24 protein-coding genes are annotated in these 23,202 nt (G+C 67.5%); 4 read left to right on the top strand and 20 right to left on the bottom strand.

Features of this window, described 5'->3' with window-relative positions; all coding sequences use genetic code 11:
• Window positions 1-19: 19 nt before the first annotated feature.
• The 4 genes from FVS66_RS20770 to FVS66_RS20785 form a co-directional block, all read right to left on the bottom strand.
• Window positions 20-1,261, bottom strand: coding sequence for an MAB_1171c family putative transporter (locus FVS66_RS20770; protein WP_149182683.1), 1,242 nt, complete (start codon window positions 1,259-1,261; stop codon window positions 20-22).
• Window positions 1,262-1,407: 146 nt separating this feature from the next.
• The gene (locus FVS66_RS20775) at window positions 1,408-1,929 is read right to left on the bottom strand and encodes a hypothetical protein (RefSeq protein WP_149182684.1); all 522 of its coding nucleotides are present in this window, start codon (window positions 1,927-1,929) and stop codon (window positions 1,408-1,410) included.
• A gap of 681 nt (window positions 1,930-2,610) precedes the next feature.
• Window positions 2,611-3,126, bottom strand: a complete 516-nt coding sequence (locus FVS66_RS20780; protein WP_222946963.1) for an ATP-binding protein — start codon at window positions 3,124-3,126, stop codon at window positions 2,611-2,613.
• A gap of 60 nt (window positions 3,127-3,186) precedes the next feature.
• Complete coding sequence (locus tag FVS66_RS20785) at window positions 3,187-3,528, bottom strand: hypothetical protein (protein WP_262387113.1); 342 nt, start codon at window positions 3,526-3,528, stop codon at window positions 3,187-3,189.
• Between the two features lie 57 nt (window positions 3,529-3,585).
• Here FVS66_RS20785 and FVS66_RS36145 point away from each other — a divergent pair, with 57 nt between their 5' ends.
• A complete protein-coding gene (locus FVS66_RS36145) occupies window positions 3,586-5,628 on the top strand; it encodes a hypothetical protein (protein ID WP_262387114.1) in 2,043 nt (680 codons plus the stop codon).
• Here the strand turns inward: FVS66_RS36145 and FVS66_RS20795 are convergent.
• The 10 genes from FVS66_RS20795 to FVS66_RS20840 form a co-directional block, all read right to left on the bottom strand.
• Window positions 5,609-5,980, bottom strand: a complete 372-nt coding sequence (locus FVS66_RS20795; protein ID WP_149182685.1) for a hypothetical protein — start codon at window positions 5,978-5,980, stop codon at window positions 5,609-5,611. The genes FVS66_RS36145 and FVS66_RS20795 overlap by 20 nt on opposite strands.
• 8 nt (window positions 5,981-5,988) lie before the next feature.
• On the bottom strand, window positions 5,989-7,029 hold the full coding sequence (locus tag FVS66_RS20800; protein ID WP_149182686.1) for a phosphotransferase: 1,041 nt from the start codon (window positions 7,027-7,029) through the stop codon (window positions 5,989-5,991).
• A gap of 5 nt (window positions 7,030-7,034) precedes the next feature.
• Window positions 7,035-7,919, bottom strand: a complete 885-nt coding sequence (locus tag FVS66_RS20805; protein WP_149182687.1) for an aminoglycoside phosphotransferase family protein — start codon at window positions 7,917-7,919, stop codon at window positions 7,035-7,037.
• A gap of 146 nt (window positions 7,920-8,065) precedes the next feature.
• Window positions 8,066-9,292, bottom strand: a complete 1,227-nt coding sequence (locus FVS66_RS20810; protein WP_149182688.1) for a cytochrome P450 — start codon at window positions 9,290-9,292, stop codon at window positions 8,066-8,068.
• Complete coding sequence (locus tag FVS66_RS20815) at window positions 9,250-10,485, bottom strand: cytochrome P450 (protein WP_187645628.1); 1,236 nt, start codon at window positions 10,483-10,485, stop codon at window positions 9,250-9,252. The genes FVS66_RS20810 and FVS66_RS20815 overlap by 43 nt, the downstream gene beginning before the upstream one ends.
• A gap of 71 nt (window positions 10,486-10,556) precedes the next feature.
• Entirely contained in the window at window positions 10,557-11,147 is a 591-nt protein-coding gene (locus FVS66_RS20820) for an ATP/GTP-binding protein (protein WP_149182689.1), read from the bottom strand.
• Window positions 11,128-11,475 (bottom strand): DUF742 domain-containing protein, encoded by a 348-nt coding sequence (locus FVS66_RS20825; RefSeq protein WP_149182690.1) that lies wholly within the window; start codon window positions 11,473-11,475, stop codon window positions 11,128-11,130. Before FVS66_RS20825 ends, FVS66_RS20820 begins: the two co-directional genes overlap by 20 nt.
• The gene (locus FVS66_RS20830; RefSeq protein ID WP_399225947.1) at window positions 11,472-11,876 is read right to left on the bottom strand and encodes a roadblock/LC7 domain-containing protein; all 405 of its coding nucleotides are present in this window, start codon (window positions 11,874-11,876) and stop codon (window positions 11,472-11,474) included. Before FVS66_RS20830 ends, FVS66_RS20825 begins: the two co-directional genes overlap by 4 nt.
• Window positions 11,873-13,195, bottom strand: coding sequence for an ATP-binding protein (locus FVS66_RS20835; RefSeq protein ID WP_149182691.1), 1,323 nt, complete (start codon window positions 13,193-13,195; stop codon window positions 11,873-11,875). Before FVS66_RS20835 ends, FVS66_RS20830 begins: the two co-directional genes overlap by 4 nt.
• 99 nt (window positions 13,196-13,294) lie before the next feature.
• Window positions 13,295-13,489 carry a hypothetical protein gene (locus FVS66_RS20840; protein WP_149182692.1) on the bottom strand — a complete coding sequence of 65 codons (195 nt, stop codon included), beginning with the start codon at window positions 13,487-13,489 and terminating at the stop codon, window positions 13,295-13,297.
• Window positions 13,490-13,969: 480 nt separating this feature from the next.
• On the opposite strand from FVS66_RS20840, the gene FVS66_RS20845 reads away from it, so the two are divergent.
• The 3 genes from FVS66_RS20845 (at window position 13,970) to FVS66_RS35160 (ending at window position 16,297) form a co-directional block, all read left to right on the top strand.
• Window positions 13,970-15,349, top strand: a complete 1,380-nt coding sequence (locus tag FVS66_RS20845) for a helix-turn-helix transcriptional regulator (protein ID WP_187645629.1) — start codon at window positions 13,970-13,972, stop codon at window positions 15,347-15,349.
• Between the two features lie 2 nt (window positions 15,350-15,351).
• Window positions 15,352-16,080 (top strand): haloacid dehalogenase-like hydrolase, encoded by a 729-nt coding sequence (locus FVS66_RS20850; RefSeq protein ID WP_149182694.1) that lies wholly within the window; start codon window positions 15,352-15,354, stop codon window positions 16,078-16,080.
• A 79-nt stretch (window positions 16,081-16,159) separates the two neighbouring features.
• Entirely contained in the window at window positions 16,160-16,297 is a 138-nt protein-coding gene (locus FVS66_RS35160; RefSeq protein WP_187645635.1) for a hypothetical protein, read from the top strand.
• A gap of 186 nt (window positions 16,298-16,483) precedes the next feature.
• On the opposite strand, the gene proS is transcribed toward FVS66_RS35160, so the two are convergent.
• The 6 genes from proS to FVS66_RS20880 all read right to left on the bottom strand — a co-directional run bounded on the left by proS (window position 16,484) and on the right by FVS66_RS20880 (window position 23,192).
• Window positions 16,484-17,890 (bottom strand): proline--tRNA ligase, encoded by a 1,407-nt coding sequence (gene proS / locus FVS66_RS20855; protein ID WP_149182695.1) that lies wholly within the window; start codon window positions 17,888-17,890, stop codon window positions 16,484-16,486.
• A gap of 553 nt (window positions 17,891-18,443) precedes the next feature.
• Complete coding sequence (locus FVS66_RS20860; RefSeq protein WP_149182696.1) at window positions 18,444-19,616, bottom strand: serine hydrolase domain-containing protein; 1,173 nt, start codon at window positions 19,614-19,616, stop codon at window positions 18,444-18,446.
• The gene (locus FVS66_RS20865; protein WP_149182697.1) at window positions 19,613-20,839 is read right to left on the bottom strand and encodes a cytochrome P450; all 1,227 of its coding nucleotides are present in this window, start codon (window positions 20,837-20,839) and stop codon (window positions 19,613-19,615) included. Before FVS66_RS20865 ends, FVS66_RS20860 begins: the two co-directional genes overlap by 4 nt.
• On the bottom strand, window positions 20,836-21,627 hold the full coding sequence (locus FVS66_RS20870; protein ID WP_149182698.1) for a phytanoyl-CoA dioxygenase family protein: 792 nt from the start codon (window positions 21,625-21,627) through the stop codon (window positions 20,836-20,838). The genes FVS66_RS20865 and FVS66_RS20870 overlap by 4 nt, the downstream gene beginning before the upstream one ends.
• Window positions 21,628-22,488 carry a TauD/TfdA family dioxygenase gene (locus tag FVS66_RS20875; protein WP_149182699.1) on the bottom strand — a complete coding sequence of 287 codons (861 nt, stop codon included), beginning with the start codon at window positions 22,486-22,488 and terminating at the stop codon, window positions 21,628-21,630.
• The gene (locus FVS66_RS20880) at window positions 22,485-23,192 is read right to left on the bottom strand and encodes a class I SAM-dependent methyltransferase (RefSeq protein WP_187645630.1); all 708 of its coding nucleotides are present in this window, start codon (window positions 23,190-23,192) and stop codon (window positions 22,485-22,487) included. The genes FVS66_RS20875 and FVS66_RS20880 overlap by 4 nt, the downstream gene beginning before the upstream one ends.
• Between the last annotated feature and the right edge of the window lie 10 nt (window positions 23,193-23,202).

Genomic DNA, 23,202 nt, shown 5'->3' on the forward strand with positions numbered 1-23,202 from the left:
ATGCGTCCGAACCGAGAAATCAGGGCTTTCGACCTGGTTCGGATTCCGCCTCTGTGGAGTGCAGGAGAAGCTCCCGAGCTTGATCTGCGGTGATATGCGAGTAGGCCGTGCTGACTCGTGCTAGCCACGCCGCTTCACTATCGGTGTCAACGAACGGTTTGGCTCTCAAACTGCCAGCCGCGTGCGGATTGGCTGGCACGGTGTCAGCTGCCTGGAGCGCGGCCTTAAGCCAGTACGCTTCCGCAGCCGGCTCAGGATCGGGGAGCGAGGCAGTGATGTCCTCGGCGGCGAACATCAAGTCTCGTGGAGCGTAATATCGCAGTTTCTCGCAAGCGTCAGCAATATCCTGAGTCCATCGGTCCAGGCGAACATCAATGGGGACGCGGATGTGCATGAGTTCCGCGAGGCGCCGTCCTGGTGGATACAGGCTCGTGCCGGGAAAAGCCGTCACCAGGTCAAACCAGAGCGGGTAAGTCCTGTAAAGGGTGCGCAAGGTCTTCCATCGAGCCGCCGCCGCGCGGGTGGTAGGAATGCTCGCGCCTACGGCCACGATCAGGAAGAGCAGGTTCATCCATATCGATGTTGCGTCTACAAGGAGATGCACTGTGGAAGGACTTAGAGGGAATGCGACGGTAGCCCAAACGATGGTGATACGGGCCACCGTATGGGTAAGGCCCATCCACATCGAAATCCCCATCAAGCGCAGCCCAATACGCATGCTTCTGCACTCGGCCTGTCGCGCCGCCCTTGTCCACTGGTAGCCGCAAACCGCGGTCGTGATGAGCGGGAAGAAGTAGAACACGGTCATGTAGACCGCGACCCCCCATTGCCCAGCGTGGTCGATGAGGAAGTTTTGGCTCGGCGTGTCCCGGTCCACCACGGTAAAAAATAGGACCGTGAGCAGAATGACGCCTATCGCCCCCGTTTTATATGACGCGCGGGCGATCCAGCGGGAGACCGCCACGTGCCGGGGGACGACTGTCTCCGAGCTCTTCCCGTAGCTGGTGGCGACGTAGGTTAGGGACGCGATGATTGCTGCAGTACTGGCGAAGTGCCTGAGTAGGGCGCTCAGGTCCACGATGGGAATGCGATCCACCGCGTCCATTGCTGCTGGCGTGTAGAGCCACAGAGCTACGGCGAATCCCGCATAGCCGCCCCAGAGCGCGCGGCGGTGAGCATCACCGTACCGAACTGCAGGGAATCGCCATACGGCGATGACGGTCATCACGGCCGCAGTGAGGTATTTAATGTAGTCGAACACGGATCCAGTGGGTATTTACGCCGGCTGCGCGTTTGCCGAACCGGAAATTCGGCTGACCGCAGTATTGATTGCCAGGTGGGCTGCTCTATGTGGCGGAAGTCGTAGTGCCGGGAACCGTGCCTCGGCGGTCGCCAGTCGGATCGCGATTAGATTCGGCGCCGCGGTGGGGCGGCGACTGGGTGAGAAAGTGAATGCTCCAGGAGGCTGACCATGTCATCTCCCGTAAACGACTGACGGCGTGCTAGCCGCTTTATCAAAGAGGCTGAAAGCTCGGCCTGCTTTTCCTCGGGGCTGCCAAAATTCACGCGCCCTTGGACGAGGGTCGACGGGAAACGCCGAAGGACTTCCTGGCGAATGCGCTCAGGGACGTACTGCTCGATCTCGGCATCCGTCAGGGACGTCCCGTGGTTCATCCATTCGTGCGCGAGCTCATGGAGGATTATGTGCTCGGTCTGATTGCGAGTTGAACGGCGGCGATAGAGGATGATCGTGAACTCCGGCGCTTTGACCCGCAGACCGCATGCTGTGCCCAGGCCACCGTCGGGATCGTCCAGTGGCACTAGCCGAATCTGGCGACCCAACGCGCCCTCCATATTCCGCACCAGCGCCTCGACGCTGAAGGGAGCGGGGATAGGGAGATTGGCGAGCAGTCTCTCGCATTCCTTCACGAGTGCGCGCCGTGAACGGTCTCTACGCCAACGCATGGTCGCTCCACTGAGGTGTTCGCTGTCAGCCCCATCCCGATACATACGCGGGGTGCCAGTAGCCAGGAGCTTGTGCTTGAGGCATGCGGTGGTAGGCCGACACGCCCTGGCCACAGATCGTACAAGGAGGAAAGCATGATCCATGCAGATGGGCGTGTTGTGAAGGTCACCCGGGTGTTATTGTCTCAGAATCTGGATTCCAAGATCGCAATTGGTGGCGATGCCTTAATGGATCTTTGAATGCTGCTGAGGTGAGATCGGTCCGCCTGTGCCTACGAGGTTCGCTCCGGTCGGGGCGGGGTCGCCTTTAGAGGCGCAGAGGGAAGGGCGGCGTCGCACGGTCACTTTCTCTCGCACGGTGCACAGCGGCCCTTCATTACCGCCCCCGTCCATGGTGGTCAGCCGCCGGACGGGGCAACACCACAGCACCTCAGCGGACAAGAGGAGGCTGGGCGCCCTGGAGCCGGAGACCGTCCTCGTCGAGCGCGGCCATCGCTTGCTCGTGCCACCCGGTTTGCACGGCGATGACGATGGGTGGACGTCCTTACCGAGGATGAGACGGACGACGAGTACGAGTGGACGCGGTGAACAGGCCGGACGCCCGGAAGGGGCCGTCGCGCGCCCCTCTGGGTGGCCGGAGCCTGATCAGCGGGCGGGGGTGTACACCGCGTCCACGTCGCCGGTGTACACAAGGGCTGCTTCGTCGTCGGCCGGGGGTTCGAAGCGTGCGAAGAAGTCCTCCAGCGCCTGGGGACTGACGGTGAGCGCGTTGGCGTCATCCCGCTGGGTGCGCGCCTCCAGGCGCCGCAGCAGTTCGGCCTTGGTGACGGGCAGGTAAACCAGCAGCGGGCGCCCGCCCGCGGCCGACACAGTCTTCCTCCGCTCCTCACGGTTGGAGCGCAGCCACAGGCCGTGGTCCAGGACCACGTTGCGGCCGGCGGCCAGGTGCTTGATGAGCTGGCCGCGTACGGCGTCGACGACGGGGCGTTCGCGCTCGAAGTACTCGTGCTCGGGGTAGTCGACGCCGTACCGGCCGTGCAGCCGGTGGACCTCCTCGTCGACGGACAGGCGGACGAAGCCGCGCCCGGCGAGGGCCTGGGCGAGCACGGTCTTGCCAGAGCCTGTGATCCCGACCAGCAGTACGGCCAGCGGACCGCTCACGTCTTCCTCGCTCCTTCATCGACGGCGCGTACGGGGCTCATTCTCGCTGATCCGGCCCGGCTAGCAGCGGGAATCGGCCCAGGTCGGCGGGCGCCAGTGGGCGGCGATCGTGCGCGCCTCGGCGGCCCAACCGGCGGGCAGGCGGTCCAGGGCGACGCGGCGGAAGGCCAGGCGCGGGTCGGCGACGTCGATGCGCCCGCGGTGCCGGCCGACATGTTCCAGCAGGCGGGATGCCTCATCCCTCACGGCAGGTGTGTGCTCGGCCCACTGGCCGGTGGAGAACCGTTCCACCCGGCGCTTCAGATCGTCCAGGACGCCCGAACGCCACTTGAAGTGGTGCACACACGCCAGCGCGGCTGGGTCGGGCTTGTGCCCGGGGGCCCGGTGGTTGCCGGAGGCCACAGCGGTCCCGGACGCACGAGGACGGTCTTCCTGGGGTCGCCGTGCAGGAAGCGGTGGGTGAGGTGTCCACAGGCCCGTCTTGAGTACGACGGGACCAGCTACCGGCTGACCATGCGGCGCCGGTTGCGGAACACCGGCAGCGAGCCGGTCACCCGCTACTTGATCCGGATCTCGGTGGACCGCTATCCCGGCGAGCCGGAACGCTCCAACGCCCACTACCGCGAACACCCGCTGACCTGGGAGGAATTGGCGCTGACCGCCACCTGCCGGGGGGAGGCGATGCGGTGGGAGGCAAAGCACGACCGGGACGCGTTCAAGGAGATCTGGCTGCTGTTCGACAACGACCAGGGCCGCTTCCCCCTCTACCCGGGTGAGTCGGTGTGGATTCAGTACGCCTACAGCGTCGGCGACGACAAGTGGGGCCGCTGGTTCCAGCGCGCCGTACGCCTGCCGACCGAACACCTCGAAGTACAGCTCGCCTTCCCCGCCCACCTGGACCCGGTGGTGTGGGGCCCCTTCCGATGGCTCGCCCAGAGCTGCAAGTGGTGTATTCGGCCAGCGTGGACAGAAGCTGGCCTGATCAAACGCCCGGCGGGGCTGGAGGGCCGGAACGCTCGAGGCGCGTTGCTAGGGTTCGGACCTGACCGGATCATGGCAAGGACGAGGGGGCGGCGGATCATGCGAGCGCGTACGGCGGTGGCCGGGGCACTGGTGCTGACGGTGTTGACTGGCTGTTCGGGCTCCGCTTCGGACTCCGGCTCGTCCAAGCACCCCGGTCCGGGCCCGCTTGATCGCTCCGAGCCGCTCGTCAAGCTGAGCGTACCGGCGGCCTACGACGCGGCGAAGGGCTGGGACGAGAAGCTGTCGTGGGTGCCGGAGTCGGTGACGACCCTGCCGGTGACGACAGTTCCGGGCACGCAGACGGTCGCGGTGATGCAGGTGGCCTCCAACGGCTACACGGTCACCGCGCGGTCGGGCAACAGCGGCAAGGTCGCCTGGAGGTCGGCGCCGTGGAACCCGCCCACACCCGTCGAGGGCGCCGAGGGCGATGACGCCGCCGGCGAAGCCGCCGAGATCCCCGACGTGATGGGCTTCGAGCAGGACGGCCAGCGCTACGTCGTCGCGTACGCCCACGGCATGCGAGGCAAGGACGAACTCCACCAGGGCGTCGAGGTGGTACGCCTGGCCCTCTACCCGGCCGGCGCTTCCGGGTCCGCGGTCAAGCCGGTGCGGGAGATCGACGTCCCCGTCTCCGCGGACCCCGGCGAGATCCGCGTGCAGACATCCGGCGGCAGGCTGCTCGTGGCCTGGGGAGAGGACGGTGCGTTCCCGCGCTCGTCGGCCGCGGTGGATGTCGCCACGGGCAAGACGACTGCCTACGAGGACGCCAACAAGCTCCTGCCGCAGTGCGAGCAGGCGGTCGCCTGCAACAGCAGCCGCGTCATTGCCGCCACGTCCGACGGTCCGCTGGTCGGCATGGGCGGCGGAGGCTTCGGCATCCCCGGCCAGTGGTTCAGCGACTCCATCCGGCCCAAGCAGGTCGACGCCACCACCGGCATCCTCGACTCCTGGAACGGCACCGTCTACGCAGCCGCAAGAGGACATCTCCTGGCCGGCTGGAACACCGGCGGGAAGTATGGCCGTGACGACAACGCCGTGTGGTCCGTGCACGATCTGCGCACCGGCACACTCACAGCCCAAGTCGTCTGCGATTACGAGATCCCCGACGAGACCAGCTCCAATCGCGACTTCCCCGTCATCGCCTCACCCGACGGACGCTACTTGGCCGCCGGACCGCTCGCGTTCGACCTGCAGACCAAGCGGGGCATGTGCCTGGAGGGAGACGGGAACCGCAAGACCATCGTCCTGGCCTCCATCCGCGACGACGGCACCGCGTACGGCGCAGTCCGCGACGACTCGATCGGCAGCGACACCGAACCGGTCCCGGCCCAGCTCAACCTCCGGACCGTCACCGGGGACCCGAAGGTTCTCAGCGTCGGCACGGAAATCCCCTACCTGACCACACCGGACGGTTCCGGCCTCTTCATCACCCGCAACGCGGACAAGGACATCATCGTCTCTATGCGCGCCGGCCGCTGACCGGCTGGACGGGCGTGGCACGGTGACGAGTAGGACAATATCGCGCCGCATCCCACTGTTCGGCCACGCCCCGGGATGCAGCGCCGCTACCGATCTCCTTGGATGCGACGACCTCGCGGGCGCGGCTGGATTTGCACACCCGGGCGGGCGGCCGGATCAGGGACTGGAACGCAATGCCACTGCGCACCGGACCGCGCCCGGGCTCCTGCTGGACACCCAGCGCCGCGACTTCGATCGGCTCCGGAGAGAACCCCTTGGGGGTAGTGCCCTCGAAGTCGATGACCACGAACGGGGTCTCCCGGAACGCTGGGCAGTTGGGAAGCCCATTCTGGTTCTTGGAAGCGTTCGCCACGGACACTCTCACCACCCCTGCCCGATCGTTCTGAGAGCCGTCTCGAGGTCGTCGAGGTTGTTGAGGAGACGGCGGATGGTGACCTGGCGCTCGGCCCAGTACCGCTGCAGGTCGGCTTCTGCTTCGGCGGGAAGTCCGTACTCGGCGGTGGTGGCGCCGTAGAGGCTGAACAGCATGTACAGCAGCGCGATGCGGGCGCTGGCCCGTAGGTCGGCGAGTGGCAGGTCGGGGTTCTCCACGCGGTATGCCTCGATCATGCGCAGGGCGCACAGCATCCAGGACGGGCTGTTCGCCACGGTCCGCGGGTCGAAGGCGGCCCGTCCCAGCTCCCAGGCCAGCAGGCAGGTTTCCCCCTGAAAGTCCAGGATCGCAGTGACCACATCTTCCTGGGTCAGGAGGTTGGTGCGGGTGAAGTCGGCGTGCGTGGCCTGGGCCACCAGGGTGTCGGGGAGTCCGGCCCGCAGCCGGGCCGTGTGAGTGCGAAGGTCGTCATGGCGCTGCGCGAGCTCGACCTGAAGCTGATCGAGGCGGGGGTCGTGCTGTGCGGCCGCACGGGCGAGCACGGTTTCGGCCGCGGCAGCGACCGTTTCGACATCCGCAGTGCGCCACCGGGTCTGGCGGACGCGTGCGGGCGGCGTGTAGGAGGCCAGGGCGCGGTGCATGCGGCCGAGCATCAAGCCGATGTGCTGGGCACGGGGCACGGTCAACGGCACGGTCGCGACCCGTCCAGGTGCCTCGTCGGTCACCACCCAGGCCACATCCTCGAACCGAGTGAGGACGCCCCCGTCTCGGTTGGGCCAGAGCCGGGGTACGGGCACTTGGGCGGCGCGGCAGAACTCCGACATGTCCCAAGCCGCCTGGGCGTGCTCCAGGTCCGCGGCGGCTTGGTACTGCTTGACGAAGACACGGCGCCCATCGGTCAGGGCCACACGCCTGTTGATGGTCTCGGTACCCATCGGTACCAGCGTGGCCTCGGCAATGTCGACGCCGTAGCGGTCGGAGAGCACCTTGGCCAGGATCTCGTCGCCGAGCGCGGCTTCCTCCTGCATGTCGGCTACCACCCCAGGGAGCGGCGGGTGGACTCCGCCCGCAGGTTCGCGATCATGGTGTGAGCCTCGTCGACCAGGTCGATGTCGTGATGGTCGACGCCGCAGCGCACGCCGTCCAGTGCGTCCAGCACGGCGTATGCCGCTCGCGCTCGTTCCTCCTCACGGGAGAGCGGCCGCCTGTACCCGCTGTAGAAGGCGGCAGCCAGGTCGGGCCGGTGGTGCAAGATCCGGTAGTGCAATCTGCTCAGGTCCCGGCGGGCAGCGGCTTCGAGCTGGGTCCGCTCGAAGTCGATGACGCGCAGCCGCTGTTCGCTCTGCTCCCACATCCAGTTCTTCGGCATGTAGTCCCCGTGCGCCACCACGTTCGCCAGGCCGGTGGGAGCCTGCTGGGCCAGGGAACGCAGCAGTGTGACGTCGTCCGCGGTCACGTAGCGCGCGGCGCCCGCCAGAAGTTTGGCGAGCACGGTGTCCCAGTCCTCTTCCACCGTGTCCGTGGGAGGCTTGCCGGTGTCCGCGGCGTGCTGCCGGGCCAGCAGGAGACCAGCCTGCCGGTACGCCTCCCGCTCCTGCTCGGCCGGCAGGCGCAGCCTGTCCAGGCTGCGCCCGGGGACGGCGGTGACGAGAACTGTTCGCGACTCACTGTCGGAGGCGACGAGGGCGGGAGCGCGGTCCGGGCCGAGGGCTCCCGTCCACTTCTGGTAGGCGTTCACCTCGCGGCGATGGAGCTTGGGGCCCGCGTGCTGCTTGGCGAACCACCTTGATCCGTCGGGGCCTTCGATCTCCCACACCGAGGCGCGGACATTGTCGGCACGGGGATGCTCGGCGACGACGGTGTACATGTCGGTCACCGAGGCCAGCAGGCGACGGAAGGTCGCTGGCAGGGTCTTCACAGTGGTGTGCCTTTCTGTGCGTGACAACAACCCCCGCACCCTGAGTGATCTTGCTTGTGCACAGGGTTATGTCTGGAGGTGTGCAGGATGCCAGGAGCCACTGACAACGCGGCCGCCACGGACGGTCCGCTGCGGCAGCCGCTCTTCTACACGCTGCCCAAGGTGACCGGCAGGGTCTGAACGCTGTTGCTGACGAAGGACGGCAAGGGCACCAGTTCCTCCGGCGGGGTGGTGAGAGCGAGTCGGGGGAAGCGGTCGAAGAGGGCCGGGAGGGCGACCTCGGCTTCGAGTCGTGCCAGGGCGGCGCCGATGCAGTAGTGCGGTCCGTGCCCGAACGACAGGTGTCGGGCCGGCGGCCGGGTGACGTCGAACTCGTCGGCGGTGGGGCCGTGGTGATGAGGGTCGCGTCCGGCTGCCGCGTAGGAGGCCAGGATCGCCTCGCCGCGAGGGATCACCACGTCGCCGATACGGATGTCGTCGGTGGCGTAGCGGAGCGGGAAGTGGCCGACCGGGGAGTCCCAGCGCAGGGTCTCCTCGACGACCGCGGCCCACGACTGGTGCCCGCCGGTGACCGCGGCGAGCTGATCCGGGCGGGTGAGAAGGGCCCGTACCGCGTTGGTGATCAGATTGAGGGTGGTGCCGTGGCCGGCTACCAGGATCAGGACGAGGGTGCCGATGAGCTCGGCCTCCGTGAGCCGGTCGTCATCCTCCCGCGCGGCGATCAGGTCGCTGGTGAGGTCGTCGCCGGGCGTGGCGCGTTTGGCCGTCACGAGGTCGGTGAGCAGGGCGTGCAGTTGGCGTCGGGTGGCCAGGGTTTTCTCGGAGGAGGTGGTGCTGCTGGTCAGGCTGGCGGACAGGGAGCGGAACTCGTCGTGCCGCTCAGAAGGGACACCAAGGAGGTCGCCGATCACCCGCATCGGCAGCGGGTAGGCGAAGCGACGGCGCAGGTCGACGGGGCCGGGCGCATGGGTCGTGAGGTCGTCGAGCAGGAGGCGGGTGATCGCCTCAATGCGGGGCCGCATCGCAGCGATGCGGCGAGGGGTGAAGACCTGGGTGACCAGGGCACGCAGGCGGCGGTGGTCGTCACCGTCGGCGGTGGTCATGCCGGGGTTGGTGACGAAGTCGATCAGCGGCCAGCCTTCGGGCACAGCGTCCTGCGTGAGCGCGGCCCAGTGCTTCGCGTCCTTGGCGACGCGCGGATCGACCAGGAGGTCCTGGAGGATCTGATGCCGGGTGATCACCCAGGCCGGTATGCCGTCGGGAAGCTCCACGCGGACCACCGGGCCGATGGCGCGCAGCCTTTCGATCTCGCCATGAAGATCGGAGGCTGTCACATCGAGGCGTACGAGCGGGGTGTGGGCTCGGGTGTCCATGAAGATCCTCCAGAGGCAGCGGGAGCAGGCAGGGCGGGGGTGAAGCGCACGGGCAGGGCAGACAGCGCCCGCGACCACGGTGAAGGCCGATACCTCAGCGCCTCCGGATGCACAGCGAGTTGGAGGTCGGGAAGGCGGTGGATGAGGGTGTCGACGGCGGTGTGGGCGATCACCCGGGCCGGGTTACGGGCGGGGCAGGTGTGCGGGCCGGCACTGAAGGAGACATGGGAGCGGTTGCCGGGAACGATCTGCCCGCCGGGAGCCTGGACGGCGGGATCGTGGTTGGCTGCGGCCAGACCGAGGATGAGGACGTCGCCCGAGCGGATGTGCTGGCCGCCGAAGTGCAGGTCGCGGGTGGCGTAGCGGGCGGGGAAGTTCTGCACCGGGGTGTCACGCCACAGCACCTCGTCCAGGGCTGCGTCGATGGTGCGTCGGCCGCCGGTCAGGTTCGAGCGGAACCGGGTGTCGAGCAGCAGCAGCCGGATGGTGTTCGCGGTCCAGTTCGCGGCGGGCCCGTTGCCCGCGACGATGATCACCACGAGGTGGTGCATCACTTCCGGTACGGACAGCTGGACGGGATGGTCCAGCAGCCAGGACGGAAGATCGTCGCCCCGGCGCATGGTGCGGTCCTTGACGAGGTCGCCGAGGATCCGCTGCAAGGTCTGGTTTGCGCTCTGGGCGTCCGCGCCGCTGTCCACCAGGCCCTTGATCGCGGCGATCAGCTGCGGCGCCACTTCGTCGGGGAGGCCGAGCAGCCGGGAGGCGACCCACAGCGGTAACTGCTGGGCATAGTCAGTGACTAGGTCGGCGTGCCCGCCCGGGGCGATCGCGTCGATCAGATAGTTCGCGAGCTGAGCGACGGTACGGCGAAGCTGGTGCAGGTCGATGTGGGCGAGGCTGTCCGTGACCGCGGCCGAGAAGCGCCGGTGGGTGGGGCCGTCGGTGTGCAGGAGGGTGGGCCGGTAGCCCATCATCGGCATCAGCGGCGAATCGGGACGCACCCGGCCGTCGTGCAGGGCCCGCCAGCGGCGCGAGTCGTGGGAGAAGCACTCCTCGTTGCGGGTGACTTCCAGCAGCTCTCGGTAGCCGATTACGAGCCAGCCGGGCACTCCGGGCTCCAGCTCGATCGGCGCGAGCGGCCCGTGAACGCGGCGTAGCTCTTCGTACAGCGGGTGTGTATCGCCAGTCAGCATGTCCCCGTACAGGGCTGTCGGCGCTGCATGGGCGGGGCAACCTCGTGGCGGCGTAGGCGTGTTGGGGAAAGTCATTGGGGTGTCTCCGGTGCGGTCGTGTGCAGGTGGTCGACCAGCGTGATCAGGGCCTGCGCGCTGGAGTCCCGGTCGCGGGCGTCACAGACCATCACCGGCGTCTGCGGCAGTAGATCCAGGACCTTTCGCAGCACCTCGGGCGGATGGTTTGGGGCCGAGGGAAAGCTGTTGACGGCCACGGCGAACGGCACACCGAGGTCCTCGAGGTGGCCGAGAACGTCGAAGCTCGCGTCCAGGCGGCGAGTGTCGACCAGCGCCAGTGCTCCCAGCGCGCCGTGCACGAGGTGCTGCCACATCGGGAAGAAGCGGGGCTGTCCGGGCGTCCCGAACAGATACAGCACACGGCGCTCGTTCAGGGTGATCCGACCGAAGTCCATCGCCACGGTGGTCGTGGCCTTGCCGGCCACCCGTTCGTCCACGCCGTGACCGGCCTGAGTCATCGCCTCTTCGGTGCGCAGCGGGGTGATCTCGCTCAGGGAGCCGATCAGCGTGGTCTTGCCCACCCCCAGTGGCCCGGCGATGACGATCTTGACGGCCGTGCTGATGGTGTCCGCCAGGTAGCGGCCGTCAGAGTCGGCGGAGTCCATCGAGTACCTCTCTCAGCAGCGCCTTGTCCGGGTGGTCAGCTACAGGAATGGGGGGACGGGCCAGGATCAGGCCGGCATCAATCAGGTCGGCGAGGAGCACCTTCACCACGGTGATCGGCTGGCGCAGGTGGGCCGCGACCTCTGCGACCGACAGCAGCCCCTGGCACAGGGAGAGGATCACCATGGCCTCCGGCCCCAGCCCTTGCTCGGGGCTGTCGCTGATCGCGGCGACGAGAGTCTCCAGGGCCAGCGTGTTGCGGGTCGGCTCGACCCGGCCGCCGGTGATCACGTAAGGGCGGACCGGTCCAGCTCCCGCCGACCCGGTCACCGGGTGGTCGTGTCCGCTCGGGGCGGGCTCGTCAGGTGTTCACCGATGCGCACCACGAGCTGCTGCATCTCCCGGGCCACCAGCCCGGCATCCACCTCATCGCTCGTCGCCACAGCAAGCGCGGCACCGGGACCGGCGGCCACGAGGAACAAGAAGCCGCCGTCGAACTCCACCATCACCTGCCGGGTACTGCTGCCGACGCCGACCAACTGAGCGGCCGCCTCGTGACCGAGTGACTGCAGCCCCGAGCACACGGCGGACAGCCGGTCGGCGTCATCGGCTTCCAGGTCAGCCGAAGATCCCAGCGACATACCGTCGCGGGAGATCACCAGCGCGTGCCGCACGGCCGGCACCCGCAGGATGTCGCCCAGCATCCATTCGAAGTTCCCGTTCGTCTTCAACGCCGTTCGCCTTCCTCGAAGTTGTTGTGGCCGCCTTGCACGGCCTGTTTGCGGCCCAAGCGGGTACCGGCCTGCAGACTGCTCATCAACGCCGCCGCTTCCTCGGGCGACCGAGCGGGTGCGACCGCAGCCGGGCCGGAAGCCACAGTCGGGGCGGCGGCCAGACTGCGGCGGCTGCGCCGCTGCGGCAGCCCCTCCGCGGACACAGCCGCCCCCTCGACACGCGATGGAATGCCGTCGAGCTGCGGGGCCGGGACGCGCCGAAGGGCAGGCGCGCGGGGAGGGGCCGGAGTGGACGGGGCCTGCGGCGCCTCGGCGAGCAGCGCGGACGGCACGAGCACCACCGCCCGCACCCCTCCGTAGGCCGACGGCGAGTCCAGCCTCACCGAGAACCGGTACCGCCGCGCCAGCCGCCCGACCGCCGCCAGGCCCAACTGCGGACTGTCTCCCAGCCCTCGGCCCTCGGTACTCCGCTCACCACGCAGCCGCACCTGAGTCTCCGCCAGGGCCTGCTCGGTCATCCCCAGCCCGCCGTCGTCGATCTCGATGACCGCGCCGCTGTGCACCGGACGGATCGCCACCAGCACCGCCACGGTGGGAGGCGAATACCGCGTTGCGTTGTCCAACAGTTCCGCCACCGCATGGATCAGCGCCTCCACCACCGACGCCTCCACCACCAGCTCACGGGAACCCTGGACCTGCACCCGCTGGTACTCCAAGATCCGCGACTGGGCACCACGCACCACATCCAGCAGGGAGACCGCGGACGGCCACTGCCGACCCGGCCACGCCCCGCACAGCACCGTCATCGTCTGCGCCTGCCGTGCCAACTGAGCCGCAGCATGATCGGCCCGCATCAGCCCCGCCATCAGGTGCGGGTCCTCCGCGCTCTGCTCCAACTCATCCAGATCCTGCTGCTGAGCGAGCGCCATCACCTGGATCCGGTCCGCCATCACCAAGAACGCCGCACGCGCAGAATCAGCCTGCGCCCGCTCACCGTTCACCGCCGCAGCCACCCGGGCGAGAACCGCCTGGTGCTGTGCGACGAACGCCGTGGACGCCAGTGCCGAATGCCGTAGCCCAGGCACTTCGCCGCCTGGCTGGCTGCCCAACAGGGCAGGCAGCCGAACGGACACCAGATGCCCCATCTCCTCTTCGAGTAGCTGCTGATGTGCCGCGAGTCGGCCGTAGTCCTGCACCGCGGCATCCCGCTCGCCGCGCAACTCCTGCACCAGGCGACGCGCGTACAGCAGGAGCGGTCCGGCGATCACAGCAGCGGTTGCCGTACCCACAGCCACAGCCTCCGGTATCGGCGTCATCAAAGTCCTCGGGTCAAGGGGGCAGAAAGGGGAAGGACCGTCGGGGCGCAGGGGCAGAGGGAGGGGAGCGTCTACCTCGCCTGCGCACCGACGGCCGGTCTAAAAGCTGATCCTGCCGATCAGCTGAATCACGTTCTGAACGCCGTCCCCGATGCTGGGTGCGGCGGAACTCCCGGCCAGAAAGAACCCGAACAAGACACACACGATGGCGTGAGCCACGTTCAACCCGGCCTTCTTGACGAAGATGAAGACGAGGAGGCCCAGGAGCACGACGGCGGAGATGCTAACGGCCACGTGACACCCCCAACGAGACATCCGCTCCGACGGCCCGAGGCGGCCTCAGCGGCCACACGTACAGGCTGATGAGCGACGGCGACGGGTTCCCTGCCGAACCCGCGTGTAAGGCCGAGGACACCTTGGACTCCGATGGAAGAGAGAGCGACGAGTACGCATTCCCCTGTAGTCCGAAGCACTCAGACGCGTCCGAATGGTCACACTCTCAGGCTGTTCGCCTGAGGTGCGGACTGCGGGACTTACAGACTGATCGCCGAACCACCAGTCCACACATTCCCCGGGTGATATCACTGGAGTGATTCCGAGTCAGCCAGCGGGAGTTGAATCCTGCACGCTCTCGCTACAACGGGGAGGCAAGAGGTGCTTCAGCAGGTGCCGAGGCGCTGCGATCGGTGCGGCTGCCAGCTGAGTCAGTACAACTCCGATTCCCTGTGCTCTGCATGCCTCCGCGCGCACTCCTTCGAACGCCACACCCCGACCGTGCCGCAACGCGTATGGCGCGATCCCGATGTCCGCCAGGCCCTCGCGGCCTGGGACTTCGGCCGAACCAGCCGCCTGGTCCGCCAGCGGGGCTCCCTACGGCAAGAGGACGTTGCACAACTCACCGGACTCAGCCAGGCGTTCTTATCCATGCTCGAGTCGGGCAGCCGACGCCTCACCAATATCGACAAGATTGTCGAGTTCCTGGCCGGCTTCGGTGTACCCGCCGAACTCGTACCGCTCCCGCTTCCGCGCGCAGCACCCGCGCTCTCACAGCCGTCCGCTGGCGACCTGGACCCGGTCCTGCCATGGACCGCGGCCCGTATGGTGGCGGCACTAGGCACCGCGGTTGGAGGCAGCGAGATGGACCGCCGTCAATTCCTCACGGTGAGCGGTGTCGCGCTCACCGCCTTCGTACACCAATGGGGCACCGCCGAAGCCGAGCCGCTTGCACGAGCGGCACAAGGAAGCCGGCTAACCAACGGGCTGCTCGACAGCCTGCAGCAGACCACAGACAGCCTGCGGGCCATGGACGCGAGCACCGGCAGCGGCACCCTCGCCGAACTCGGCGACGCGCACCTCGCGTTTCTCAAGCGCCTCGTCCAACAGGCTTCATACGACGAAGCAACGGGCCGACGGCTCGCGGCGATCATCGCCGACACCGCCACCCAGACAGGTTGGTTCACCTTCGACTCCGGAGATCACGACGGCACCCCTGGATACCTGCTCGCCGCGCTCCGCGCCGCCAAGGCTTCCGGTGACATCCGACTGGGAGCTGGTGCCCTCTCCTACATGGCCATCCATGGCTACTCCACCGGTGCCCCGCGTAACGCGGTGATCGCGGCACAGGCCGCCCGCGAGAAGATCAAGAACCTCGGGGCCCCGGCTCTGGAGGCCATGCTGCTGACCCGACAGGCACGCGGGCATGCGAAGCTCGGCGAGCAGCAAGCGGTGATCGCCGCGCTCGATCAGGCCGCGGACCTCTGTGTCCAAGGCCGATCTGAGCACGACCCGGACTGGCTGTACTGGATCAACGCGGGCGAGATCCACGGACAGTCCGGTAGCTGCTATCTCGACCTAGGCGAGCCTGACAAGGCGGTGGTCAGCTTCACCCTGGCGCGGAAGGCACTCAACCCAGCTGATCAGCGCACCCGTGGCCTGTTCCTCACCCGCGCCGCGTCGGCTCACATCCGGGAAGGTGACGTCGACGCCGGATGCGTCACGGCGCATGAAGCACTCGACCTTGCCGAGCAGCTCCAGTCCGCCCGGCTGAACGATCACATCCAGAGCATGCTGGCCGAGCTGCAGCCGGTGAATCACACCGCATACGCTCGGGACCTACAGGAGCGGGCTGCCGCTGTGATGGGAACGAGGAGCTGAACGTGACCGAGGCGGAGCAGGTTCTGATCCTGTGGGATATCGACCGTACGTTGCTGTACGTCGGTGACATCGACCGGCAGGTCTACCGTGAAGCCTTCGCCGAGGTCGTCGGTCGCCGCGCCGAGCACCTCCCGGCCCGCGGCACCGGCGTCACGATGCCCCTCGCGATTCGATCCCTCCTCCTGGACAACGGCGTCTCAGAGGACGACCTCCCCGAGCTGCTGCCGCAGATGGTGAACCTCGTCCCCCAACGCCTTACCGCTCATACGGAAGACCTGCGCGAACACGGCGTCCTCATGCCCGGCGCTATGGAGGCGCTGCGATCGGTCCACGACCGCCCCGATCGCGTACCGACCGTCGTCACGGGCAACCTCAAGCCGAACGCCCTGCTGAAGCTCGCGGCCTTCGACCTCGGAGGCTACGTCGACGCCGAAATCGGCGGATACGCCTCCGACGACCACCATAGGCCGGCGCTCGTCGCCATCGCGCAGAAGCGCGCCCAGGCGAAGCACGGGGCGACCTTCACCCGCTCCAACACCGTCATCATCGGTGACTCCCTTGAGGACGTGCGTACGGGCCTCGAAGGCGGTGCCGCGGTCGCCGCAGTTGCCTCAGGGAAGACCCCGGCTCCCGTCCTGAGAGATGCCGGGGCCGACGTGGTTCTTGAGTCTCTGGAAGACCTCCAGGCGCTGCATGACGCCATCACGAGCGTCGTCTCGCTGCACAATTGACCCACACCGGAGGCGAGAACCCAGCGAAGAGTACGTTTTTTGGTGGAGAACGGTGTAGGGGCGCTGGCACTCTGGAGCGATGCTGATCAAGCTCACCGGGTCCAGTTGCTCGGGCAAGACGACTCTCGCCTACGCCGTGGCCGACAGGCTTCGGCAGCTCGCCGTGCACGACTTTGATGAGCTCGGTGTGCCGGAGGGTGCCCACCTGCACTCGTGAGGCGTCAGGTGGGGATCAGGGAGACTGAGCGCAGTCCCCTTACAGGGGATCGCTGTTGACGCGTCGTTTCGGAGACCGGCCTGGAGAAACGGGCCGGTGGCAACACCGGAACCGCGCTTCAGGCCGACTCAACAGCCCGCAGGAGCAGTGGCGTAGGCGATGCTCCTGCGGGGCCATGTGGTGGTGCTAATACGATCGGGCGAGGTAGGCGACCAGGTCCGCTTCGTCGTCGCTGTCGGGCACGGAGCCATCCGCCCTCGTCAGGCAACGCACGGACACCCCCACCTCGTTCGCCCTCGCTTCCCCGTCCGCGCCGACCTTGACCCAGGGCACCCGGGCGAACCCGTCCCCAGCCGCCTCGATGGCCGCTTCGAGCGTGGTGACATCGGCGGTCCGCTCCTCGGTGCGGCGGGTCGCCTCCTCCAAGAGCGCCGCCTGGTCGGCCTCGAGCGCTTCGAGCACCGCCGACACGGCTTCGGCCAGCGGCGTGGGCGTCTTGGTCCCGTCCACGCGCCGCACCAGCACCACGTTGCCAGCCTTCAGGTCACGCGGACCGAGCTCGATACGCACGGGGTAGCCGCGGAGCTCTGCCTGCACCGCGCGTCGGCCGAACGACACATCGACGCGGTCGTCGAAACCGACCCGGACTCCGGCGTCGCGCAGGGCGTCCCGTAGCTTCATCGCTTCGGCCATTACGCCGTCGCCGTCCTTGACGACGGTCACATACGCCTGGACTGGAGCCAGTCTCGGCGGCACCCGCAGCCCGTTGTCGTCGCCGTGGCACATAATGAGGCCGCCGACCATCCGGGTGGACGTGCCCCAGGACGTGGTCCAGCAGTGCTCCTGGCGACCCTCGGAGGACAGGTAATCGATGTCGAAAGCCTTGGCGAAGTTCTGGCCGAGCTCGTGCGATGTGCCCATCTGCAGGGCCTTGCCGTCGCGCATCATCGCTTCGCAGGTATAGGTGCGTGTCGCGCCGGCGAACCGCTCCCGGGCTGTCTTGAGTCCGACCCGGACCGGGATCGCGAGCACCTGCACCATGAAGTCCTCGTACGCCTCGTGCAGGATCCGGCGGGCGTACGCGCGCGCGTCGGCCTCGGTGGCGTGGGCGGTATGACCCTCCTGCCAGAGGAATTCCGCGCTCCGCAGGAACAGTCGGGTCCGCATCTCCCAGCGAAGCACGTTTGCCCACTGATTCAGCAGCAGTGGAAGGTCTCGGTAGGACTGGATCCACTTGGCCATGGACTCACCGATGACCGTCTCGCTGGTTGGCCGGATCACGACCGGCTCGTCGAGCTGCTTGCCGCCGCCGACGGTCACCACTGCCAGTTCGGGCGCGAAGCCTTCCACGTGCTCGGCCTCACGGCGCAGGTACGACTCCGGGATCAACAGCGGGAAGGACGCGTTCTCGGCGCCGGCCGCCTTGATGCGAGCGTCCATCTCGGAGACCATCCGCTCCCAGATCGCATACCCAACCGGCCGGATGACCTGCGTCCCCCGCACCGGACCCGGCTCGGCTAGCTCGGCTTTTGCCACGACGTCCTGGTACCAGCGGGGAAAGTCCTCTGCCTGAGGTGTAAGTACGCTCGCCATGAGGTGAGATTGTAGCTGATCGATGGTGGGGCACCCGCCGCGTTACGGCGAACGCGCTGGAGACGACGCCTAAATAAGGGGAGTCGGCGAACGTAGGATAGCGCGCGTATTTACTGGGCTGGATTGACTGCGATGGGCACTAAAGTCGGCATGACAATGGCGAGACTGGTCGGCAACCTCCTGGTGCGCTGCCCGCTCGGCACCCACAGCCCTGACCACAGAACGCTGCCCTCTCTCCCATGCCGGCGTGCTGACCGCGTCGGCCGTGATGGCGATGCGGCCAGCTCCAATCCCTGACATCACGTTCATAATTGAAAAAGTGCAGGGCGTCGATATATGGACATGTCGGGCTGATTCCCGAGGGGAGCGATAGCCGCGAGGTCAAACCACTACGGCCGCAAGATGTTGTACTGGCAGAGATTGGTCCGGCTTGCCTTTGCATCTTTCAGTGCGCATATCGGTTCCGATGGAAATGAGCCCAGTGACCGTCGGGGGCGAACACGGCCGCCCGGCAGTCGGGTAGATGACTTGAGGGCGGATCGCTTCCCTTGTTTCACATCCCCTCGAGCGCCGCGTAGCAAGTACGGATCAGCGCTTGTGCGCGGCGGTCCGGCACCTCGTACACGCTCTTCATCTTGTTGGGCAGGAACGCGAAGGAGAACTCGTACTCCGGGTCGGCGAAGGCCAGTGCGCCGGTGGAGCCGATGTGCCCGAAGGCGGGGCGCCCGAAATCTGGCCACAGTGGACCGCCGGGAAGCATGAAGCCGCCGGCCCAGCGGGTGGGGAGGCGGAAGACCTCGTCCATTCCCGACGAGCGCTCCAACGCCGCCATCCGCACAGACCGCGGGCTGAGCAGCCGACCCTCGGGGATGTCCGATACGAGGGCGGCGAACATCTTCGCGACCGCGTGCGCGGTGCCGTAGGCGGCCGGGCGCTCCGTGCTGTGATACGCCGGGTTGTTCATGTCCTCGAAGGTCATGGCGGTGGAGCCGAATGTTGCCCGGTACAGCAGGGAGTCCTGATCGACGAAGCCGGCAACATACTCGCGCTGCCCTGCGGGCACCACCTCGGGCACCTGGTCGTCGGACGGGGGTAGCACCTCGGCGAGACGCCGTGTGTCATCCGAGCTCAGTGACATGTGCAGGTCGATGCCGAGAGGGTCGATGACATGTGTACGGACAGCCGCGCTCGCCGGCGCCCCGGTGACCCGCCGGATGAGCTCACTGGTCAGGAAACCAAGCACGATGGCGTGGTATCCGTGAGCCTCCCCCGGCTTCCACAAGGGAGTCAGATTCTGGATCTTCCGGACGACGGGCCACCACTCAAGCTCGTCAGCCAGAGTGATCGGATCCGGAAACGCGGGGATTCCGGCCCGGTGCGACATCACGGTGGCCACCGTGATGTCGGCCTTCCCGTTGGCGCCGAACTCTCGCCAGTAGCTGCTCACAGGCGCTTCGATGTCCACGTCACCCAGCTCTGCCAGCCGCCACAACGTGGTGGTCAGCACCGTCTTCGTGATCGATGTGAGCGGCAGCAGCGTGGTCGGAAGCCAGTCCAGTCGCCGGTCCACGTCGACATGCCCGCCCCATAGATCGGCGACGACTTCGCCGCGGTGGTAGGCAGAGAAGCCGAAGCCCAAGTCCAGGCCGGCGGAGAGGTGCTCGCTCAGAACATCCCGAACCGCCGCGAATCCGGTGTGGACGGAACCATGGACGCGCCCGGTCATGGCCGGTCCAGGGCTGGACGAAGCCGCACCGGGAGTGTCTTGAGACCGCGGAGAAGTAGTCCGGGCGACCACATCAGTGTCTCCTGGCCACCGACAGGCGCGAGGTCGGGGAAGCGTTTACTGAGGGCGGCGAACGCCACCTCCCCCTCCAGTCTCGCGAGACCCGCGCCCAGGCAGAAGTGGGGGCCCAGGCCGAACGCGAGGTGACCACCTCCCGCCCGGTCCACGATGACGTCGTGGGGCTGGTCGAACCGGCTGCCGTCGCGGTTCGCGGCAGCCAGACTCAGGAAGACGGTGTCACCGGCCTTGATGGTCTGCGTCCCCACCTCTATGTCCTCGCGGGCGAACCTCGGTGTCGCCACCTCAATCGGGGAGCAGAACCGGAGCAGCTCCTCGACGATGCGAGGGGTGTCCTGCGGTGCGTCGCAGAGGCGTTGCCATGCCCCGGGCGTCTCGTGCAGAGCCAACAGACCGGCCGAGAGCAGGCCGGCGGTGGTCTCATGGCCCGCGACCAGCAGGATGAACCCCATCGCGGTCAGCTCCCGGTCCGTCATCTCGCCCCGGTCGCGAGCCTGGACGAGCCGGCAGAACAGGGAGCCGTCCGGGGCGGCCCGCCGCTCGTCCGCCAGGGCGAGCAGGTAGTCGGACAGCTCCCGCGCCGCGCCCGGGATGAGCGCCTGCTCCGTCTCGTCCGCGGACATGAGGAGCTCGGCCCAGCGACGGAACCGCTGCCGGTCCGCTACGGGGACCCCCAACAGTTCGCAAATGACGATCAGGGGCACGAGCGCGGCGAACTCGGTGGCGAAGTCGACCGTCGTGTCCGGGTCCAGGCGATCGAGCGCCTCGGACACGACGGCCTCCACCATGGGCCGCAGCGTGGCCAGCCGACGCGGCCGGAAGTCGGGCGCGACAAGGGCACGCAGCCGGGTGTGCTCCGGCGCGTCCACCGTCAGCAGGTGCTCCAGGACCGGCCTTGACGTCTCACCATCCCGGTTGATGTGCACGGAATGCCAGCTCGGCCCGGCGAACCGGGAGTTCTTCGAGAGACGATCATCATTGATGAGCGCCCGGACGTGCGTGTAGTCGACCAGCAACCAGCACACAACCCCGGTGGGGAGCCGCACCTGGGCAAGCGACCCGGAGGCCCGGAGCTCGTCGTAGAACGGGAACGGATCGGCCTTGAAGTCGTTATCGAATATCGGCAGCTCGCGAATCGTGGTCATTCGACCCCCCGCTTATAGACCAAAGGATTGTACCGCGAGTCCGCCAGGTCGCCGATTTCCCGACCCGGGAAGTAGACCAGGTCCACGAGGTCGATACCGAACGGCTGCGCCCGCAACCGCTGACCGTCCTCGCAGAAGAACGCGGTGAACGCGTAGCGCGGGTCCTGGGTCTCATTGCGATCGGACCGGTGGAAGAGCGTTCCCGTGTGGAACAGGACATCACCAGGGGACATGTCCGGGCAGCAGAACTCGTACCCCTTTTCCTGGAGGAGTTCGGCTACCTCCTCGTCCGACATGCCCTGCTTGTTGAACAGGCCGTCCTGGTGGGAGCCACGGGCGTAGATGACCGCACCGTCCTCACGGCGCACCGGGGCGAGTGCCACCCAGGCGGTGACCACCCGTTCGAGGAGGGCGAAGTACTCGTCCTGGTGCCACGGGACGGCCCTGTTCTCGGAGTCCTTGTAGAGCATCGAGTCGTGGTACAGCCGCACGCGGTCCATCCCCATGAGCCGACCGGCGATCTCGGCCAGCTTGGCGTGGACCGACAGGTCGGCGAACTCGTCGATGATCCGCCACAGGTTCGAGATCACCTGGACGGAGGATGTCCGCGCGAAGGTATAGCGGGGATCACCGTCTCGCTCCCCGGCGTTGTACGCGGTGCGCTCCGCCACTAGCGCGTCGCGCAGTCGGCTGACCAGCTCCACAGGGAACACGTTGCTGACTTTGACGAAGCCGTCCTGCTTGAACCGGCTCAGCGTGTCGGCATCCAGCAGCTCGCTCGTTTCCATTTATGCTCCCTTCCCGGTGCCGCCCGCGGCGACGGTTCGCTCGATTGAATGCAAGGTGATCCGCCACGTGACCTTCGTCGCCTCCGGCGGAACCGGCTGGGCACGGTGCATGACGATCCGGTTGTCCCACACGAGCAGGTCACCGTCGGTCCATTCGTGGACGTAAGTGAAGGCGGTACTCTCGACGGTCGCGTAGAGCTCGTCCAAGAGTGCCGCACCGCGATCCCGGTCGTAGTCAGCGATTTTCGCCAGCATCATCTGGTTCAGGATCAGCGCGGCCTCACCCGTCGCCGGGTGCGTGCGGACAAGCGGGTGATGGACGTCCTTCAACGACGCCAACATGTCGGGGTCGTCGATGCCGGACGCCATGTGATCGGCGGCCATGGTCTCGCGCACCGGATAGAAGCCCGCCAAGGCACCGACTTCTACTTGGAGTTCCGGTGCCAGAGCGCGATGGACGGCACGTCCATCGACGAAGCTGGTTGTCCCGCCGCACTCCGGCGCGACGATGCAACCGAGCAGCGTCGCCGCAGTGGGGACCGGCTGCCAGGAACCATCGGCGTGCCAGTACATGCCGCCACCGTCCACCCCGCTGCCCGCGATGGTGGACTGGAGCCGGATGTGCTCCATGCCGGGAAGCCGATGCTCGGCCGGGCGCACGGATTCCGGCACCCCCAGGGCCTCGGCGAACGCCCGCATCGACTCGGGAGTCAGCCGTTGGCCGGGCAGCAGGACCACGCCGGCCGTGTAGAGAGTCTCGACGAGCAGGTCCAACGTGGGCTCATCGAGCGGGTGGGCCACATCGACATCGGTCACCACAGCTCCGAGGCCGTGGGCCGTCAGCGGGCGGATCGTGATCACGGCCGCACTCCCTTCGAACCGGGCGGCACCGCGGTGATGACCGTAGTCGTGTAGTGGAGGGTCACCAGCCCGTCGGCGGCGTGCTCACGGAACAGCACCGCCAGCGCATGCCTGAGCTGTTCCGCCAACGGGTCGCCGCGTTCCGGGGCATAGGACGTGGAGTGGATCCGGTGCCAGAGCCCCTCCTCTGTCACGTGCTGCTCGTGCCGGAGGTGGGACGGGTGTATCGAGGTGCCGGGCGGCATGGCTGCGGTCACCAGCTCAACGGGGTCCGGTGCCTGTGCCCTGGCCGCCGCGTAGGCGGGCAGCAGGCTGATCAGCACGCCTTCGAGCGCCTGGCAGAACGCGCAGTTGCGGCATCGCATCTCGTTCCACAAAGCCAGAAGCCCGCCCCCAGGCCGCAGGATCCGGGCGAACTCCACCCGTACCTGCGCGAGGTCGAACCAGTGCAGCGACTGCCCCACGGTGATCGCGTCGACCGACTGGTCCGGCAGCCCGGTACGTTCCGCGGCCGCCGCGACCGAGCGGTAACCCCGGTGGCCGAGATGTACGCGGTCGGCCACCAACCGCATGGCCTCGTTGGGTTCGACCGCGTACACGTGGTACCCGAGGCCGAGCAGGCTGCCGGTCAGGATGCCCGTCCCGGAACCGATGTCGGCGATCTCCGCGGGTGGAGCGACACCCACGATTGCCGTCAGCGGCATCAGCGCGTCC

It is taken from the genome of Streptomyces sp. TRM49041 (genome assembly GCF_008271805.1).
GTDB lineage: Bacteria > Actinomycetota > Actinomycetes > Streptomycetales > Streptomycetaceae > Streptomyces.